13 protein-coding genes are annotated in these 17,886 nt (G+C 73.8%); 4 read left to right on the top strand and 9 right to left on the bottom strand.

Annotated features, from left to right (window positions below; translation table 11 throughout):
• Nucleotides 1–6: 6 nt before the first annotated feature.
• From ACWDCZ_RS23450 to abc-f, 3 genes are all read right to left on the bottom strand, one after another.
• A complete protein-coding gene (locus ACWDCZ_RS23450) occupies nt 7–570 on the bottom strand; it encodes a CGNR zinc finger domain-containing protein (RefSeq protein WP_049649287.1) in 564 nt (187 codons plus the stop codon).
• Nucleotides 567–2,273 carry an ABC-F family ATP-binding cassette domain-containing protein gene (locus tag ACWDCZ_RS23445; RefSeq protein WP_449816892.1) on the bottom strand — a complete coding sequence of 569 codons (1,707 nt, stop codon included), beginning with the start codon at nt 2,271–2,273 and terminating at the stop codon, nt 567–569. Before ACWDCZ_RS23445 ends, ACWDCZ_RS23450 begins: the two co-directional genes overlap by 4 nt.
• 85 nt (nt 2,274–2,358) lie before the next feature.
• Complete coding sequence (gene abc-f, locus ACWDCZ_RS23440; RefSeq protein ID WP_449816891.1) at nt 2,359–3,993, bottom strand: ribosomal protection-like ABC-F family protein; 1,635 nt, start codon at nt 3,991–3,993, stop codon at nt 2,359–2,361.
• A 656-nt stretch (nt 3,994–4,649) separates the two neighbouring features.
• Between abc-f and ACWDCZ_RS23435 the strand changes: the two genes are divergently transcribed.
• A complete protein-coding gene (locus ACWDCZ_RS23435; protein WP_449816881.1) occupies nt 4,650–6,266 on the top strand; it encodes a tannase/feruloyl esterase family alpha/beta hydrolase in 1,617 nt (538 codons plus the stop codon).
• A 191-nt stretch (nt 6,267–6,457) separates the two neighbouring features.
• Here the strand turns inward: ACWDCZ_RS23435 and ACWDCZ_RS23430 are convergent, their stop codons facing one another.
• Both ACWDCZ_RS23430 and ACWDCZ_RS23425 read right to left on the bottom strand, forming a co-directional pair.
• Nucleotides 6,458–6,886 carry an SRPBCC family protein gene (locus ACWDCZ_RS23430; protein ID WP_049649284.1) on the bottom strand — a complete coding sequence of 143 codons (429 nt, stop codon included), beginning with the start codon at nt 6,884–6,886 and terminating at the stop codon, nt 6,458–6,460.
• 142 nt (nt 6,887–7,028) lie between these two features.
• A complete protein-coding gene (locus ACWDCZ_RS23425) occupies nt 7,029–7,385 on the bottom strand; it encodes a hypothetical protein (protein ID WP_375875536.1) in 357 nt (118 codons plus the stop codon).
• A gap of 251 nt (nt 7,386–7,636) precedes the next feature.
• Between ACWDCZ_RS23425 and ACWDCZ_RS23420 the strand changes: the two genes are divergently transcribed.
• The 3 genes from ACWDCZ_RS23420 (at nt 7,637) to ACWDCZ_RS23410 (ending at nt 11,667) form a co-directional block, all read left to right on the top strand.
• On the top strand, nt 7,637–7,831 hold the full coding sequence (locus ACWDCZ_RS23420; protein ID WP_449816880.1) for a hypothetical protein: 195 nt from the start codon (nt 7,637–7,639) through the stop codon (nt 7,829–7,831).
• A gap of 149 nt (nt 7,832–7,980) precedes the next feature.
• Nucleotides 7,981–10,617: a tetratricopeptide repeat protein gene (locus ACWDCZ_RS23415; RefSeq protein WP_449816879.1), complete on the top strand. Its 2,637-nt coding sequence runs from the start codon at nt 7,981–7,983 to the stop codon at nt 10,615–10,617.
• A 51-nt stretch (nt 10,618–10,668) separates the two neighbouring features.
• Complete coding sequence (locus ACWDCZ_RS23410; protein WP_449816878.1) at nt 10,669–11,667, top strand: Gfo/Idh/MocA family protein; 999 nt, start codon at nt 10,669–10,671, stop codon at nt 11,665–11,667.
• A 17-nt stretch (nt 11,668–11,684) separates the two neighbouring features.
• On the opposite strand, the gene ACWDCZ_RS23405 is transcribed toward ACWDCZ_RS23410, so the two are convergent.
• From ACWDCZ_RS23405 to ACWDCZ_RS23390, 4 genes are all read right to left on the bottom strand, one after another.
• On the bottom strand, nt 11,685–12,626 hold the full coding sequence (locus ACWDCZ_RS23405) for an ATP-binding cassette domain-containing protein (RefSeq protein ID WP_074002429.1): 942 nt from the start codon (nt 12,624–12,626) through the stop codon (nt 11,685–11,687).
• Nucleotides 12,627–12,697: 71 nt separating this feature from the next.
• Nucleotides 12,698–13,951 (bottom strand): cytochrome P450, encoded by a 1,254-nt coding sequence (locus tag ACWDCZ_RS23400; protein WP_049649278.1) that lies wholly within the window; start codon nt 13,949–13,951, stop codon nt 12,698–12,700.
• Nucleotides 13,952–14,007: 56 nt separating this feature from the next.
• Nucleotides 14,008–14,826, bottom strand: a complete 819-nt coding sequence (locus ACWDCZ_RS23395) for an ABC transporter permease (RefSeq protein ID WP_049649277.1) — start codon at nt 14,824–14,826, stop codon at nt 14,008–14,010.
• A partial coding sequence (locus ACWDCZ_RS23390; protein WP_449816877.1) for a non-ribosomal peptide synthetase occupies nt 14,820–17,886 on the bottom strand: 3,067 nt, incomplete at its 5' end. The genes ACWDCZ_RS23390 and ACWDCZ_RS23395, both read right to left, overlap by 7 nt.

Below are 17,886 nucleotides of genomic sequence, written 5' to 3'. Positions count from 1 at the left end.
GAGGGGCTATCGGGCGGTCGTGGCGGACGGGGTCTTCTTCCGGGCGCGGTAGGCGGCGGCCTTGATCTTGTTGCCGCAGGAGTCCATGCCGCACCACTGGCGGCGCATGCCCCGGGAGCGGTCGATGTAGACCCGGGTGCACTCCGGGTTGCCGCATTCCTTCAGCAGGGGAACGTCCGGGCCGCTGAGGAGTTCGACCGCCTGGCGCGCGACGGTTGCCAGCGCCTGCTCGGGGGTCGCCTCGTTGTGCCGTCCGGTCAGGGTGAGCTGCGGTGTCACGGGCGGTTTGCGCGCGGCGCCGTTGAGTACGGCGAGTGCCTCGCGGTCGAAGGCCTCGCCGAGCCGGCGGTTGGTGATCAGCCGGTAGACGGCCTCGCGGACGGTGGTCGCCTCGCGGACGTCCTGCTCGTCACCGGGCGTGATCGTGTCCACCAGGCCGCAGTCCAGGTACCAGGCGTTCAGGCGCTCCGGCGTCACGAACATCTCGAACCGGACCGTGCGCCGTGCACGGAGCGTAGCGGCGAAGTCCAGGGCGGGGTGCCCGCAGACGAAGACATGGTCAAGGTTCACATCACCATGCTGGCAGGTGACTGTGCCGGGGGGCAATGACGGGTGGCGCCCGCCGGGTCGAGCCGCAGCTCGCGGCCCTGCCAGCGTCGGCGCAGCCAGCGGTCGTGGCTCGCGAGGACGATCGCGCCGGGACCGGCGCCGAAGGCCTCCTCCAGTTCGTCGCAGAGGCGCGGGGAGAGGTGGTTGGTGGGTTCGTCGAGCAGCAGCAGCCGGGGCGGTTCGGCCACCAGGAGCGCCAGTGCGAGCCGTCGGCGCTGTCCGACGGACAGCCGGCCGACGGGCTTGTCCAGGTCCGCCGCGTGCAGCAGGTCGAGTGATCCCAGCGGCACCCGCTCGGCGCGCGCCGCGCCCAGCGCCTGCTCGTAGGTGTCGCGGACGGTGCGGTCGGGCCGGTCGAACTCGGTGTCCTGGGTGAGCAGTCCGACCGTCAGTCCGGGGTGCCGGTGCACCGTGCCCTCGGCCGTGAGGTGGCCGGCGAGTACGGCGAGCAGTGTCGACTTGCCCGTCCCGTTGCCGCCCGTGACCAGCAGCCGGTCGTCCGGGGCGACGTCCAGGCTTTCGAGCGCGAGTCGGCCGGGCACCCGGAGGCCCCGGAGCGACACCAGGGGCCGGAGGCCCTCGCCGGTGTCGGACGGCGTGTGGGCGTCCGCCGCCAGGGATTCGACGGCGAACCGCAGCGGGCGCGGCGGTTCGGGGACCTGCGCGCGCTCCAGCTCCTCCAGTCGGCGGGCGGCGTTGCGCACCCGTCGGGAGACCTGGTTCTGCACCCGGCCCGCCCGGTGGCCGTAGCCCATCTTCTCGTTGTCGCGCGGCCCCCGGTCCGGTGCGACCAGGTGCGCGGTCACGCCGGCCGCATGGCGCAGCTGCGCCAACTCCTGCTGCTCCTCGGCGAATCGCCGCTCCCAACGGTCCCGCTCGGCGCGCCGCTCGCCCAGGTAGGCGCTGTAGTTGCCGCCGTAGCGGACCGGTCCGTCCACCGCCGGGTCGAGGTCGATCAGGTGGGTGCAGACGGCGTCGAGGAACGCCCGGTCGTGGGCGGCGACGACCACGGTGCCGGGCAGTGCGCGGACCTGCTCCTCCAGGAAGGCGGCGGCGCCGTCGTCGAGGTGGTTGGTCGGCTCGTCCAGCAGCAGCGCGGACGGCCGTCGGACCAGCAGCGCCGCGAGGGCCAGCCGGCCGCGCTGCCCGCCGGACAGCGAGCCGAGCGTGCGGTCGTGCCCGAGCGGGCCGAGGGCCGGTGCGCCGAGGCCCAGCCCGTCGAGGACCAGGGCGGCACGGCGGTCGGCGTCCCAGGACTCCCGGTACCGGGCCTGTTCCAGCCGCCTGCCGTAGGCGTCCAGGAGTTCCGGGTGCCCGGGGTCGGACTCCGGGAGCCGGGCGATCTCCGCGCCGAGCCGGTCCAGTTCCACCAGGTCCTCGCGGGCCTCGCGCAGCGCGTCGTCCAGGACGGCGGCGACGGTCGCGGCGGGGTCGAAGGGCATCTCCTGGTGCAGGAAGCCGAGGTCATCGGGGCGGGAGACGCTTCCCGCGTCGGGTTCGTCCACGCCGGCGAGCACCCGCAGCAGGGTGGACTTGCCGGCGCCGTTCTCCCCGATCAGGCCGATCCGGTGGCCGGGGGCGGCGGTCAGGCCGACGCCGTCGAGGACGCGACGACCGCCGAGGACGCGGACGAGGTCATGGGCGAGCAGGGCGTTCTGGGACAGGGGGAACACGGGAAACCTTCCGACGTGAGGGGGTGGGCCCGCCCGGGCACCGAGCCTCGGGCGGGCCGCGTCACACGGCGGCGGATCACACCGCGGGCGCCCCCGTCTCCCGCAGCGTGCCGTCGGCCAGCCGGAGCCAGCGGTTCACCCCGATCTCGGCGAGGAAGCGCTCGTCGTGACTGACCACCAGGAAGGCGCCCTGGTACGAGTTCAGCGCGCTCTCCAACTGCCCGGCGCTGACCAGGTCGAGGTTGTTGGTCGGCTCGTCGAGCAGCAGCAACTGCGGGGCCGGCTCCGCGCACAGCACGCAGGCCAGGGTGGCGCGCAGCCGCTCGCCGCCGGAGAGCACCCCGACCGGCAGATGGGCGCGGGCGCCGCGGAACAGGAAGCGGGCGAGCAGGTTCATCCGCTCCGTCTCGGGCCGCTCGGGGGCGAACGCGGCGAAGTTCTCCGCCACGGTGCGGTCGAGGTCCAGCAGGTCCAGGCGCTGCGAGAGGTAGGCGATCCGCCCGTCGTTGCGCTTGATCTCCCCGCTGTCCGGGGTGAGTTCGCCGGTGACCAGGCGCAGCAGGGTGCTCTTGCCCGCGCCGTTGGGCCCGGTCAGCGCGATGCGCTCGGGGCCGCGGATGCTCAGGTCGACGCCGCCGTCGGCGAACACCGGGCGGCCGGCGTGGTGGACCTGCAGGCCCTCGCCGAGGAAGAGGTTGCGCCCGGCGGGCACCTGGGTGTCGGGCAGCTCCAGCGAGAGCCGCTGCTCCTCGCGCAGGGCGCGCCCGGCCTCGTCCAGCCGGGCCTTGGCCTCGCCGACCCGGGCCGCGTGCATCTGGCCGGCCCGGCCCGCGGACTCCTGGGCGCCGCGCTTCATGTTCCCGGCGAAGATGCGGGGCAGGCCGGCGCTCTTGAGGTTGCGGGCGGCGTTGCTCTGACGGCGCTCGGCGCGTTCGCGGGCCTGCTGCATCTCCCGCTTCTCCCGCTTCAGCTCCTGCTCGGCGTTGCGGACGTTCTTCTCGGCGACCTCCTGCTCGGCCCGGACGGCCTCCTCGTATGCGGTGAAGTCGCCCCCGTAGAAGCGCAGTTCGCCGTTGCCGAGCTCGGCGATGTGCTGCATCCGGTCGAGCAGCGCGCGGTCGTGGCTGACCAGCAGCAGGCAGCCGTTGAATTCCCCCAGCACGTCGTAGAGCTTGTGCCGGGCCTCCGCGTCGAGGTTGTTGGTCGGCTCGTCGAGCAGCAGTACGTCGGGGCGCTTGAGCAGCTGGGCGGCGAGGCCGAGGGAGACGATCTGGCCGCCGCTGAGCGTGCTCAGGCCGCGGTCCAGGGTGAGGTCGGTCAGGCCGAGGCGGTCGAGCTGGGCACGGGTGCGCTCCTCGATGTCCCAGTCGTCGCCGATGGTGGTGAAGTGCCGCTCGTCGACGTCCCCGGACTCCACGGCGTCGATGGCCCGGATGACCGCGGCGACGTCGAGCACCTCGGCGACGGTGAGGTCGGAGGTCAGGGGCAGGCTCTGGCGGAGGTAGCCGAGCCGCCCGGTGACCGACACCGAGCCGGTGGCGGGCTTGAGATCGCCGGCGATCAGCTTGAGCAGGGTGCTCTTGCCGGCGCCGTTGGGGGCGACCAGGCCCGTCCGGCCCGCGGGCACGGTGAAGGACAGGTCCTGGAAGACCGGGGTGTCGTCGGGCCAGGCGAAGGAGAGGTTCGAGCAGACGACGGCGGCGTTGGACACGTTGGACATGGGGATGACCTCGAAGGGATGAGGGCAGGAAGGTAGACCTCTGCCCTGGGCAGACGTGCGGAGAAGGGGTACGACGAAACGGACCACCTCGGCGGTGCTCCTGAAGCACCGGCCGGTGGCCGTCAGATCCGGATCTCACCCGGAGATGTCGTCGTCACCCGCCACGTCTGCCACTCCTCGATCACACGACTACAGGTCGCTGCGACTGTAGCAGGCACCGCCGACAGCCGGCAGCGGATATGTGCGCGCCCAGCGGGCGGCGGCCGGCAACTGCCCTCTGCCACGGCTCCTTTCGCTCCGGCTCCCGCGTCGGCCGGTGCCGCCGGGGCCCCTTCGCCGTCTCGTTGACAGGCCGGGCGCGACCGTGCCAGCATCGTCACCGGCTGAACCGGTGACGGACATGAGAGCGGCTCGACCCGGCGCACGCGGGAGAGCCGCCCCTGCGCGCCGACTTCTTGAGTCAAATCTCGGCTGATCACCGCCATCTGCGGCGACTGCCCGAGGGGCGTCGGCCCGCAGCCGTCACCGGTCGGATCGTCACCACCTCGACCGGAAACACCTTGTCCTTCGACCAGCCCTGCCCGGCCGCCCCGCACACGCTCCTTCGCGGCCGGGCGCACGCCCACCTTTCCCCTGGACGGATACCCATGAAGAGATTCCTGATCGTGCTCGCGACCGGCGCGGCGCTGGCCGCGGTGCACCTGCCGGCGGCAGTGGCGGAGACCCCGTACGGCTCCCTGCCCGCGCCGTCAGGCTGTTCGGCGCCGGCCGTGCGGGCCCCCGCCGGTACGGCGGTGGAGTCCGTGACGGCGGCCCGCCGGGAGGGCGGGACCATCGACGGAACCGGGGTGGTGGGCGGCACGGTCACCGGTGTCCCGGCCTTCTGCGAGGTGACCGTCACCCTGACCCACCCGGGCGACAACGACCATGCCAGGGTGCGGACCTGGCTGCCCGTCAGCGGCTGGAACGGCCGCTTCCAGGCGCTCGGCGGAAGCGCCTTCGCCGCTGGGGACAACGGCGTCGGGATGGGCACCGCGGTCAAGAACGGCTACGCCGCGACCACCACCGACGGCGGGCTCGCCGATGCCGTGGACGCCGACTGGGCGCTGAACGCGAAGGGCGAGGTCGACACCGCGCTGCTGAACAACCTCGCGTCCCGCTCCCAGCACGAGGCGGCGATCGTCGGCAAGCAGGTGGTCGCCACGCACTTCGGCAGTCCGGCCTCCTACTCCTACTTCAACGGGTGCTCCACCGGCGGGCGCCAGGGTTACCTGGAGGCCCAGCGCTACCCCGACGACTTCGACGGCATCCTCGCCAACGCGCCCGCCGTCAGCTGGGACGAGTTCGAAGTCGCCACCCTGTGGCCGCAGGTGGTCATGAACAACGAGAAGACCTACCCGTCCGCCTGCGCGTTCAAGGCCTTCACGGACGCCGCCGTCGCTGCCTGCGACCCGCTCGACGGAGCCGAGGACAAGCTGGTCAACGACGCGTCGCGGTGCGACTTCGACCCGCGCCGGCTGATCGGCACCACGGTGGTCTGCGACGGGAAGGAGCTGACCATCACGGCCGCCGACGCCGCCGTCGTCCGCAAGATCTGGGACGGTCCGCGCACCGCCACGGGCCGCAGGCTCTGGTTCGGCGTCCCGGTCGGTGCCGACCTGGCGGGGCTGGCCGGCACCACCGCGCCCGACGCGGACGGCCAGGTGCGGGGCGCGCCGTTCCCGGTGCCCCGGCTCTGGGTCACGAACTGGCTGAAGAAGCAGCCCTCGTTCGACGTCTCGACGATCACCTACGACCAGTTCACCCGGCTGTTCGAGCAGTCGCGGACCGAGTACGGCCGGATCATCGGCACCGACGACCCCGACCTGTCCGCCTTCCGCGACGCCGGCGGCAAACTCCTGACCTGGCACGGCCAGGCCGACCAGTTCATCCCCGCCCAGGGCACCGTCGACTACCGCCGGCAGGTCGAGCGGACGATGGGCGGCGGCAAGCGGGTCGACGACTTCTACCGGCTCTTCCTCGCCCCGGGCACGGCCCACTGCGGCCTCAACAAGGGCGGCGGCACGACCGACGACCTCGCCGCCCTGACGGCCTGGGTCGAGCAGGGCAAGGCGCCGCGGACGCTGCCCGCCACGCTGCTCGACGCCACCGGGCGGAGCGTCGACCGCGACCTGTGCCGCTACCCCGAGGTGTCCCGCTACCGGGGCCACGGCGACCCGGCCGCCGCCTCCAGCTTCCGTTGCGTCCTCCCCTCCCGGCACTGATCCCTGCCCGGCGCCGATCCTCTCCCAGTGCCGGTTCCCTCCGGTGCCGCCCCGGCCCGGCCCGCGCCCGATGGCGCGGGCCGGGCCTTCGCCCGTCGTGCGGGGGCGGGCGGGGGACGGCGAAGGGGCCGACAGCGGGTGCTGCGGCCCCTTCGGGGATCTTCGTGCGGTGGATCAGTCCGTGCGGTGGATCACCGGACCCGCAGCGGCCCCGCGAAGGACTTGCGCAGGGCCGGCGGAGCGGCGACAGGGAGCAGTGCGGCGAGCATCCTGCCCTTGAGGGTGCTCGGCTGCCGCGTCAGCTGGACGTCGACCCGGGTTCCGTCGCCCTCGGGGGTCATCCGGAAGACCCAGCCGCCGCCCGGGCCGAAGAGCTTGGAGTCGAGGGTGGTGACGGTGACGGTGCGGCCGCCCGGCTCCCACTCGTAGCGGGCGCGCTCCCAGGCGGCGGCGGTCCCCTCGGTGACCTCGGCCCAGGTGTCGCCGAGCGCGTGGACCTCGAAGTGTTCGGCGTCGATCGTCGGCCAGGCCTCGGCGCGGGAGGGGCCGAAGTCGGTCAGCACCGCCAGGACGTCCTCCGTGCCGAGCGTGGAGACGAGATGGAAGCGTACGACTGCCATGGTGGGTGTCCTCATCGGTAAGTAACTGCTCCAGCCGGTGACGACAGGTTTCCACGTGCCTGCGTCACCTGTCAAAGGGGTGACGACATGAGGACATGCGTGGGCGCGGCGCCCGCAGGGGAGGGCGCCGCGCCGGGAGGTGTTACGCCTGGAGGACCCGGTAGCTCAGGGCGGTCCGCGGGAGGTTGGCCTGGGCCAGCGTTCCGCTGAGCCACCCGGGGCCGTTGCAGTCGGCCTCGGCGTACAGCGCCAGCGTGGCGCCCCCGTTGGCGATCTGCACCGAGCGGGCGCCGGGCCACAGGGTGTGGCAGGTGCCGAGGTCGGTGAGGTCGACGGTGGTGGCGAACCCCTGCCCGTAGGTGGAGGAGTAGAGGCGCGCGCCCGGCTGCAGGGGCGGCCAGCCCGCGGCGCCGGCCGTCCCGGCGCCGAGGCCGACCAGGGTCGCGGCCAGGGCGGCGGTGACGGCTGCGCCGCGGAGTTTCGTCTCGGGTGTGAACATGCGATCCGCCTTCTCGGGTGGGAGGGAACTGCCGGATCGGCCGGTGGTTCGTCGGGCGACTCCGGCTCGAGGGAAGATCATTGCATCTTCAACAAAGCGCCGCGAGGGCAGAATCGGCCAGGCGCGCGCAGGCGGGAGTGATGGGCATGTTCTCATCACCGCCTTGACAGGTGACGACGTGGAATGCACCCTGAAAGCCGCCTCCGGCGCCGCGAAGGCGCCGCCCGCGATCGCCGATGAGGAGAGTGGCCATGGCCGAGCGGCCCGCAGTCGATCCCGCCGCCGAAGCGCGGCACGCACGCTACGGAACCCTTCCCGAGCGCATCCGCTTCGAGGACATGACCGAGGAGGCGGCAACCGTCCCGGGCGGCGCCGCGAACACGGCCCACGACCCCGAGCGCTCCTGGACCTTCTACAACTGCCTGGCCGTCGACCTGGCCCCGTAGCTCCACAGCCCCGTAGCCCCGACTTCCCGTAGCCCGACGCGCCGGTGGCGCCTTGTGGGACCTCGCGGGGAACTGACAGTATCTCAGGTCGCGTACCCGGGCCGATGCGGACGTGTCTCCTCCCGGGGCGCCGCGGAGGAGGAGGCGGGATGGCACGGGTGAACCTGCGGGCCGCGTTCATGAGCGGGCTGTCGTCGACCGTGACGGCGCAACAGGTCTTCACCAACCGGGTCGACGAGGTGGCCGCCTTCGAGCGGTCGGTGGAGCGCCTGGGGTGGACGCTGGAGGAGGCCGAGGTGTCGCCGGTCGTGGACCGGGCACAGGGGCGCCGGAACGTCCTGACGCTCTACGGGGTCGGCGGGATAGGCAAGTCGACGCTCTCCCACGAGCTGGAGCGCAGGCTGCTCGCGGCCGCGACCGCCGAGGGGCGCGACGACGTGGTGGCCGTCCGCGTCGACCTCGCCGAGGACGGCGCCTGCGACATCGAGGGCCTGCTGCTGCGCCTGCGGGCCGGGCTGGGCCAGTTGGGCAGCCGGTGGCAGGCCTTCGACCTGGCGCTCGCCTCCTACTGGGCCCGCGCGCATCCCGGCGAGGCCCTCCAGGACTTCCTCGACGCCTCACCGGCCCTGCGCCGGGCCTCCCGGGGCATCGGCCTCGGCGACCAGATCGCCCAGACCGTGCAGGACCTCGACCCGGCCGGCCTCGGCGGTCTGACCGGACTGGCGCACCGGGCGGCCCTCGCCACCTACCGCGCCGTGCGGGACCGGGTCCGCGAGGGACGGCTGCTGGCCGACTGCGAGCTGTTCGCCGAACTGGTCGAGGCCGACGCCGACTACGAGACGCTCTCCTACTTCCCGTACCTGCTGGCCTGGGACCTGGACCGGCTGCCGCCCCGGGGCCGGCCGGACCGGCGGCCCACCGTGTGCGTGTTCCTCGACACCTTCGAGGTGGTCAACGGCCGTGCCGACCGCACGGTGGAGCGGCTGATCCAGCGGTGCGCGTACCTGATGCCGAACGTGCTGTTCGTGATCACCGGCCGCAACCGGGTCGACTGGGCCGACGCGGGTGCGGGCGGCGAGCTGGACTTCACCGGCCCGCAGTGCTGGCCCAACCTGCACTACAGCAACGACACCGAGGAGCCCCGCCAACACCTCGTGGGCTACCTGTCGGACTCCGACGCCGACAGCTACCTCAGCGAGGCGCTCACCCGGGACGGCGAGCCCGTCATGCCCGCCGAGGTCCGCCGGCGCATCATCGCGGGCGGCCAGGGGCTGCCGCTGTACCTGGACCTCTCGGTGTCGCACTTCGCCGCGCTCCTCGCCCGCGGCGGCCGGCCGTCGCCGGCGGACTTCGGCGGCACCTTCACCGCGGTGGCCACCCGGTCGATCCGCGACCTGCCCCGGGAGGAGCGCGACCTCGTCCGGACCGCGGCGCTCATCGACCGGGTCGGGGCGGAACTGCTGCGCGCCGGGCAGCCCCACGTCTCGAACGGCAGCGTGGCACGGTTCCTGCGCAGGCCGTTCCTGACCCACGACGACGCCTACGCCCTGCCGTACGCCCTGCACGCGGCGCTGCGCCACGCCATCGGCGAGGCCGACCGGACGCTCCCGGACGGCTGGACCGACCGGGACCGCAGCGAGGTCGCCGCCCGGCTGCTCACCTGGCTGGGCCGGCGCGTCGGGCCGTCCACCGGGCGGGTCGCCGTCGCCCAGACGCTCGAGACCGGCCTCAAGCTCTCGGCGGCGTACGGGGTCTTCGAGGACTGGATGGCCCGCGCCACCCAGCGCCTCGTCGAGGCGGGGCAGTGGGCGGAGCTGGGCGCCGGGCTCGCCACCGACCCGGCCGGGACGCCGGAGTACCGGGCCGTGCTCGCCGCCGTACGGGGCGTCCAACTGCGCCGCACGGGCCGTGCGGCGGAGGCGGTCGAGCTGCTCGGCGGAGCCGGGGAGGGCGTGCGGCCCGGCAGCCCGACGGCGCAGCTGGTGCGCATCCACCTCGCCCACGCCCTGCGCAACCACGGCGACTACACCGAGGCCGCGGAGATCTACCGCGGCCTGCTGGACGGCGAGTTCGACGCAGTGGCCCGCTACTGGCTCTGCGACTTCGACTACCTCAACGGGCGTTTCGGCACGGCGCTGGACTCGCTCCGGGAGCAGCGCAGCCGGGGCCCGGAGGACGAGGGCGAACGGCTGCGGCTGATCGGGCACATCTGGCGGGTGAACGCCCGCTTCGACGAGGCGACCGCCGTCTACGTCGAGGCGATCGACCTGGCCCGGCGGGAGGGCCTCGCCGCCGCGGAGGCGAAGGCGCTGGCCAACCTGGCGCAGACCGCCTGCTGGGCCGGTGACACGGCGGCGGTCGCGGACGCGGCGGCCCGGGCGAGGGACCTGCTCGATCTCGTCCCCAACCCGGTCGAACTGGTCAAGATCCGCTCGGCCGAGGCGGTCGCGCACGCGGTGGCCGGGGAGGCCGGGGCCGCCGTGGAGGCGGTCAGGAGCACGCGGCAGCTCGCCGACGGCATCGGCTACCGCGGCGGCCACAACCTGGCCGACGTGGCCCAGATCCTGATCGGGGTGCTCGGCGACGACCGGGACGGTGCCCTCCGGACCCGGGCCGAACTCGACGCGCGGACCCGCAGGTCGGGCGGCAACACCTACTGGGTCCCGATCGTGACCAGCTGGCTCGAGGGCGTCCCGAAGGCCGCGGAGCACGACCCGCGGGTCGAGTGGGTGGACGGGCCGGCCGAGTCGTTGGGCCGCTGGGCGGAGGTCGCCGCGCGAGGATGAGGCGTGGGGCCCCGGTGGGCGGGGCCGGTACGGACGAGGGGAAGAGCGAAGATGACCCAGCAGGAGCACGCCGACCCGGCGTACGTCGACTCGCAGCACGTCGACCCGGTGCGCGTCGGGCTGGTGGGGCTCGGTGTCATCGCCGGGACCCACCTCGCCGTCCTCGCCGAACGGCCGGACGTGGAGCTGGAGTTCACGGTCGACCCGAAGGTGGTGGAGCCGGTCGTGTTCCGGGGCGGGAAGCCGCCGCACTACGGCGACCTGGGCAGCGCGCTCGCCGGGCACCGGCCGGACCTGCTGGTCCTCGCCACCCCGACGTCGACGCACGCCGAGCTGGTGACCGAAGCCCTGCTGGGCAGTACGGCCAGGATCCTGGTGGAGAAGCCGCTCGTCCACGACCGCGCCTCCCTCGCCGCTCTGCGCGAGCTGGACGGGACGGCCGACGTACGGGGCCGGGTCTTCACCGCACACCACTTCGCCTTCTCCCCGGAGGTCGACTGGGCGGCGGAGCTGATCGCCGCGCACCCGGACTGGGGGCCGGTCACGACCATCACCTCGGCGTTCTACGACCCGTACGTCCTGCGCGGACCGGAGGCCTTCGCCTCGTACGTCTCCAGCTGGACGGACTCGGGGGTGAACCAGCTCAGCATGCTCACCCGCTTCGTCGACCTCGTCGGCCTCACGTCGCTGCGGCAGACCGACGGCGGCGCGAGCGCCTGGTGCGTCGTGGAGTTCCGCTCCCGGGGCGAGGCGGGTACGGCCCGGCTGCGCAGCAGCTGGCTGACCGGCTCCAGCAGCAAGGAGAGCGGCCTGGTGCTCGGCCGCTCCGGGGTGGAGGTGTGGATCGACCACACCGCCATGACCGGATTCGCCGCCCGGGGCGGCGAGTTGCTGGCGGCCTTCGGCAACGACGGCAGGACCGGGCGGAAGGTCGCCCACTACCGCCCGCTCTACGCCGGACTGCTCGCCGGGCGGCCCGGCCCGGTGCTCGGCTTCGAGGCGGCGGCGGTGATCAGCGAGATCCACCGGGGGGTGCCCGAGGCGGAGTAGTGCCCGAGTCGGGGTGGTCAGGGGGTGGGGTGGCCGGTGAGGTGGGCGAAGACGTCGTCGAGGGTGGGGCGGCGCATGGTGAAGTCGGCGACGGGGATGTCGGCGCGGCGCAGGACGGCGGCGACGGTGGCGATGTCGTTGAGGCCATCGTCGAGGGGGATGGAGAGCCGGCCCTTCTGGGTGTCGACGGTGGGTTCGGCGGTGAGGGCGGGGCGGAGGGCGGCGAGGGCCGGGGCGACGTCGGCGGGGGAGGCGACGGTCAGCTCCAGCCATTCGCTGCCGACCTTGCGCTTCAGTTCGTCGGGGGTGCCGTCGGCGATGACGCGGCCGGAGTCGACGACCACGATCTGGTCGGCCAGGTAGTCGGCCTCCTCCAGGTACTGGGTGGTGAGGAGCACCGTGGTGCCGCCGTCGACGAGTTCGCGGACCTGGCCCCAGAGTTCCATCCGGCTCACCGGGTCGAGGCCGGTGGTGGGTTCGTCGAGGAAGAGCACCGGGGGTGCGGTGATCAGGCAGCTGGCGAGGTCGAGGCGGCGGCGCATGCCGCCGGAGTAGGCGCGGGCGGGGCGGTGGGCGGCGTCCGCGAGGCGGAAGCGTTCCAGGAGTTCGTCGGCCCGGCGGCGGGCCTCGCGGCGGCCGAGGTGGAGCAGGGTGCCGAGCAGGACGAGGTTCTCGCGGCCGGTCAGGACCTCGTCCACGGCGGTGTACTGGCCGGCCAGTCCGATCCGGCGCCGGACCTCGTGCGGTTGGCGGACGACGTCGTAGCCGGCCACCTCGGCGTGGCCGCCGTCCGGGGTGGTGAGGGTGGTGAGGATCTGCACGGTGGTCGTCTTGCCGGCGCCGTTCGGTCCGAGCAGGCCGAGGACGGTGCCGGTCCGGACGCCGAGGTGGATGTCGGCGATCGCCACGACGTCCCGGTGGCGCTTGTGCAGGCCCTCGGCGCGGATGGCCATGTCCATGTGGGGCTCCCGGTCGGTGGCGAGGAGGGGCGAGGCAAGAGGGGCAAGGGAGGAGGGGCAAGGGGGGAGGGTCAGGCGGTGAGGCGGACGGGGAGGCTGCTGTAGCCGTGGACGAAGTTGGAGTAGAGCCGGACCGGTTCGCCGAGCAGCTCGATCCCGCCGACGGTGCCGCGCAGGGCGGCGAGCATCGCCTCGACGTGGGTCCGGCCGAGGAAGGCGCCCAGGCAGAAGTGCGGGCCGTAGCCGAAGGCGACGTGCTTGTTCGGGGTGCGGGCCAGGTCGAAGCGGTTCGGCTGGTCGAAGACCTCCTCGTCGAAGTTGGCCGAGCTGTTCCAGAGCGTCACGACGTCGCCGGCCCGGATCGTCCGGTCGCCGAGTTCGACGTCGGTCAGGGCGCGCCGGCCGAAGTGCATGGCCGGGGTGGTCCAGCGCATGACCTCCTCCACGGCCGGCTCCAGCCCGACCGAGCCGTCCTTCAGCGCCCGCCACTGCTCGGGGTGCCGGGAGAGGGCGATGAGCGCGCCGATGGAGGACATCCGGCTGGACTCGTCGCCGCCGAGGATCAGGCTGTAGCAGTTGAAGACGACCTCCTCCTGGCTGAGCGGCTCGCCGTCGACGGTGCCGGTCGCCAGGGCGCTGATCACGTCGTCGCCGGGGTGCTTGCGCCGCTTGGCGGCGAGGTCGGAGAAGTAGAGCAGGATCTCGTTGCGGGCCAGCCACTCCTCGGTCGCGGTGTGCTCGGCGCTGGTGCGGGAGAGGGTCTGGGTGTTCCAGTGGACGAGGCGCTCGCGGTCCTCGACCGGGACGCCCATGAGGTCGCCGATGGTGTTGATCGGGATGTGGTCGGCGAGGTCGGTGACGAAGTCGAAGGAGCCGCGGGCCAGGCCCTCCTGGAGCAGCGCGGCGGTCCGCTCGTGCACGCCGGCCACCACCGGGGCCAGCACCCGGGGCGAGAAGGACCGGAGCATCAGGTTGCGGATCTCCCGGTGCCGCGGCCCGTCGGTGACGGCGAGCATCCGGCGGGAGGCGGAGTCCTCGCCCTGCAGCAGGGTGGCGAGCACGTTGCCGCGCTCGGAGGTGAACCGCTTGTTGTCGCGGTAGACGGCGAGCACGTCGGCGTGGCGGGAGACCGCCCAGAACGGCGGGCCCTGGTCGGTCGCCGGGTGCAGGTGGACGGGCTGTTCGGCGCGGAACCGGGCCCACATCGCGCGGACGTCGAGGTCGAGGTAGGTGTGCGGGTCGGTGAGGTCGATCGTGGCGAGGTCGACGGTGGCCAGGTCGACGGGCGGGGAGGCTCCGTCGACCGTCGGGGGCTGGAGGGGCATGGTCGGCCGTTTCTGTGACGGGGGCGGGTCAGGAGGACGGCGCCGGGACGGCGGGGTCAGGAGACCGCGGACCGGTAGCGGCGCAGGCTCAGCAGCACGGTGACGACGAAGACGGTCCCGAGCGAGGCGGCGATGGTGAGCGAGAGGCTCGGGGTGGCGGCGCTGCCGGCCGCGTCCGGGTTGCCCCACAGCCGCCGCAGGGCCGTCACCACGGCGCTGACCGGGTTCCACTCGGCGACCAGCCGCAGCCACCCTGGCAGCCGGTCGACGGACTGGAAGGCGTTGGAGAGGAAGGTCAGCAGGACGGTGACCAGCCCGGCGACGACGTTGATGGTCTCCATGGTGCGGGAGAACATCCCGAGCATCAGGCCGACCCAGAGCATCGCGTACATGAAGGCGGTGAGCAGGGCGAGTCCGGCGAGGAAGGGCAGCACGCCGCTGTGCGGGCGCCAGCCGAACGCCAGGCCGGCCGCCGTGACCACGGCCAGGCCGATCAGCCCGACGACCAGGTCGCCGAGGGTGTGGCCGACCAGCACGGCCGGTCTGGAGATCGGCATGCTGCGGAACCGGTCGACCAGGCCGCCGCGCAGGTCCGCCGCGACGGCGACCGCGGTCGGGCCGATCCCGGCCAGGCCGACCTGGGCGGCCGCGCCCGCGAAGATGTACTCCTGGTAGCTGCCGCGGCCGGAGAAGGACAGCGAGCCCTGGAACAGGTAGCCGAGCACGATCATCGAGATGAGCGGGTTCATCACGATGCCGATCAGCCGGCCGGGTGCCCGGCGCAGCCGCCGCAGGCGCCGTCCGGCGACGGTGACGGATTCGAGGAGCAGGGCGAGCGGCGCCGAGCGGGGGCGGGGGGTGACGGCGGTCAGCATTCCGGGCTCCCGTCCAGGCGGCGCAGCTCGGCGTCGACGAGCCGTCCGATGACGGCCTGCGGACCGGCGTGCATCAGGTACTCGTGGCCGGCGGCGATCCGGTGGACGACCACCCGTCCGTTCACGTGCTGCTCCCATCGGCCGGTCTGGTCGGCGAGTTGGTCCGCGGTCCACTCCTCGGCGGCCGCGAACAGGTGGAGGTCCCCGGTGAACCGGCCGGGGGTGAAGCGCTCCATCAGCGCGCCGTGGTGGCGCGACAGCCGCAGCAGCCGCAGCAGCGACTCCTCGTCGAGGTCGGCCAGCGGGCCGGCCTCGCGCCGCAGCAGGTCGAGCAGGGCGGCGCGGGTGCGGCCGGGGCCGGCCAGCTCGTCGCGCCGGTGGCCGAGCGCCTCCAGGGCGCGCAGCAGGAGTTCGCGGTCGTCCTGGCCGCTCTCGTCGCGGCCGGTGCGGCCGGGGTAGCCGTCCAGGTCGGCCAGGAAGTCGACCTGTTCGCCGGCCTCCTGGAGCCGGACGGCGATCTCGTGGGCGAGCACGCCGCCGTACGACCAGCCGAGCAGCCGGTACGGGCCGTGCGGCCGCAGCCGCCGGATGGTCCGGACGTAGTCCGCGGCCACCGACCGGATGGACTCGGGCAGCGGGGCGGCGGCGTCCAGTGCGGGCGACTGGAGGCCGTACAGCGGGTAGCGCGGATCGAGGTACCGGGCCAGGCCCAGGTAGGGCAGGCTGAAGCCGAGTCCGCTGTGCACCAGGAACAGCGGGGGCGCGTCGCCGTCCGGCCGGATCGGCAGGACGGGTGCGAACGCGTCCGCGGACTGTTCGGCGGAGGCGGTCGGGCGGGCCCGCTTGGCCAGTTCCGCGACGGTGCGGTGCAGGACGACGTCCGCCACCGCGAGCCGGAGGCCGGCCGACTGGGCCCGGCCGACCAGCCGGACCGCCAGGAGCGAGTGGCCGCCGAGGTCGAAGAAGCTGTCGTCGATGCCGACCTCGGGGAGGCCGAGGACCTCGGCGAAGAGCGCGCCGAGGGCCTCCTCGACGGGGTTGCGGGGGCGGCGCGCGGCGGCGGGGGTGAAGTCGGGGGCGGGGAGGCGGTTGCGGTCGATCTTGCCGTTGGGGTTGAGCGGGAGTTCGTCGAGCACGACGACCGCGCCGGGGACCATGTACCCGGGCAGGTGGTCGGCGGTGTGGTCGCGCAGGGCGGCGGGGTCGGGTGCGGTGCCGGGGGTGGGGGTGACGTAGGCGACGAGGGTGGGGCCGGCGGGGCCGTCGGTGCGGGCGATGGCGACGGCGGTGCGGACGGTGGGGTGGGTGGTGAGGACGGCTTCGATCTCGCCGGGTTCGACGCGGAAGCCGCGGATCTTGACCTGGGTGTCGGCGCGGCCGAGGTAGAGGAGTCGGCCGTCGGGGGTCCAGCGGACGAGGTCGCCGGTGCGGTACATGCGCTCGCCGGGTGCGAACGGGCAGGCGAGGAAGCGGGTGGCGGTGAGGCCGGGGCGTCCGGCGTAGCCGCGGGCGAGTCCGGCACCGGCCAGGTACAGCTCGCCGGCCACACCCGGGGGCACCGGCCGCAGTCCGTCGTCCAGCACGTACGCCCGGGTGTTGCGGATCGGGCGGCCCAGCGTCACGACCCCGTCGCCCGCCAGCCCGGCCGCCGTGGACCAGATGGTGGTCTCGGTCGGCCCGTACAGGTTGGTGACGGTGTCGGCCCGGGCGGCCAGGGCGTCGGCCAGGGTGGGCGGGACCGCCTCACCGCCGATCAGGACGCGCAGGCCGCGCACCGACTCGGGGCGGTGGAGCACGAGTTCCTGCCAGAGCGCCGGGGTCGCCTGCATGATCGTGATGCCGTCGCGTTCGAGGGAGGCGGCCAGCGCGGCCGGGTCCAGGGCGACGCCCTCCGCGCCGACGACCAGGCCCGCGCCGGACAGCAGCGGCAGGTAGACCTCCAGGCCGGAGATGTCGAAGGACCAGGTGGTGACGGCCAGCAGCCGGTCGTGGGCCTCCAGCGGGAAGCGCTCCCGGGTGGACACCAGCAGGTTCAGCAGTGACCGGTGCTCGACCATGACGCCCTTGGGCCGCCCGGTGGAGCCGGAGGTGAAGAGCAGGTAGGCCAGCCGGGAGCCGTGCAGCGGGGCGGCCCGCTGGGCGTCGGTCAGCGGTCGGCCGTCGAGGGCGGCCAGCGCGGCGTCGACCTCGGGGTCGTCCAGCACGACCGTGGGCACGCCGGTGCGCGGAAGCCGTGCGGCGATGGCGAGTTCGGTCAGCAGGAGGACGGGCGCGGCGTCGTCGAGCATCAGCCGGACGCGGTCGGCCGGGAGCGCCGGGTCGACCGGCAGGTAGGCGGCGCCGCTCTTCAGGACGGCCAGCTGCGCCACCACCATCTCCGCCGTCCGGGGCAGCGACAGGGCCACCGGCCGGTCCGGGACGACCCCGCGGTCGACCAGGTGGCGGGCGAGCCGGTTGGCCCGGGCGTCGAGCTCGGCGTAGGTGAGGGCGGTGGTGTCGGTGAGGACGGCGACGGCCTCGGGGGTGCGGGCGGCCTGGGCCTCGAAGAGGGCGACGACGGTGGTGGCGGTGCCGGCGGGAGAAGCGTCGTCGGCCGCGGTGTCGTTCCACTCGGTGAGGACCTGCCGGTGCTCCTCCGGAGTGAGGACGTCCAGCCGGGACAGCGGCGTCCGCGGGTCGCGGGCGACCTGGTCGAGCAGCCGGACCAGGCGGGCGGCCAGGGCCTCGGCGGTGGCCGGCTCAAACACGTCGGCGTTGTACTCCAGGGTGCCGACGAGACCGGCCGCGGAGCCGCCCGTGGAGTCGTCTGCGGAGTCGCCCGGGGAGCCGCTCGCGGAGTCGTCCTGGCGGCGGCGCTCGGTGACGGCCAGGGACAGGTCGAACTTGGCGCCGTCCGCCCCGACCGGCTGCTCCGTCGCCGTCAACCCCGGGAGGTCCAGGGACGGTTGGGTGTTGTTCTGGAGGGCCAGCATGACCTGGAAGAGCGGGTTGCGGCCCATGGAGCGTGCGGGGTCGAGGACTTCGACGAGTCGTTCGAAGGGGATGTCCTGGTGTTCGTAG

The organism is Kitasatospora sp. NPDC001225, from assembly GCF_053597855.1.
The sequence above is the reverse complement of the archived record's forward strand: the minus strand, read 5'-3'. Positions and strand labels throughout refer to the sequence as shown.

What these genes read in the sequence shown, in the direction of transcription:
- ACWDCZ_RS23395 (WP_049649277.1), bottom strand. Translation starts at nt 14,826, where the DNA reads ATGCTGACCGCCGTCACCCCCCGCCCCCGCTCGGCGCCGCTCGCCCTG.
- ACWDCZ_RS23415 (WP_449816879.1), top strand. Translation starts at nt 7,981, where the DNA reads ATGGCACGGGTGAACCTGCGGGCCGCGTTCATGAGCGGGCTGTCGTCG.
- ACWDCZ_RS23405 (WP_074002429.1), bottom strand. Translation starts at nt 12,626, where the DNA reads ATGGACATGGCCATCCGCGCCGAGGGCCTGCACAAGCGCCACCGGGAC.
- ACWDCZ_RS23410 (WP_449816878.1), top strand. Translation starts at nt 10,669, where the DNA reads ATGACCCAGCAGGAGCACGCCGACCCGGCGTACGTCGACTCGCAGCAC.
- ACWDCZ_RS23435 (WP_449816881.1), top strand. Translation starts at nt 4,650, where the DNA reads ATGAAGAGATTCCTGATCGTGCTCGCGACCGGCGCGGCGCTGGCCGCG.
- ACWDCZ_RS23425 (WP_375875536.1), bottom strand. Translation starts at nt 7,385, where the DNA reads ATGTTCACACCCGAGACGAAACTCCGCGGCGCAGCCGTCACCGCCGCC.
- ACWDCZ_RS23420 (WP_449816880.1), top strand. Translation starts at nt 7,637, where the DNA reads ATGGCCGAGCGGCCCGCAGTCGATCCCGCCGCCGAAGCGCGGCACGCA.
- ACWDCZ_RS23430 (WP_049649284.1), bottom strand. Translation starts at nt 6,886, where the DNA reads ATGGCAGTCGTACGCTTCCATCTCGTCTCCACGCTCGGCACGGAGGAC.
- ACWDCZ_RS23400 (WP_049649278.1), bottom strand. Translation starts at nt 13,951, where the DNA reads ATGCCCCTCCAGCCCCCGACGGTCGACGGAGCCTCCCCGCCCGTCGAC.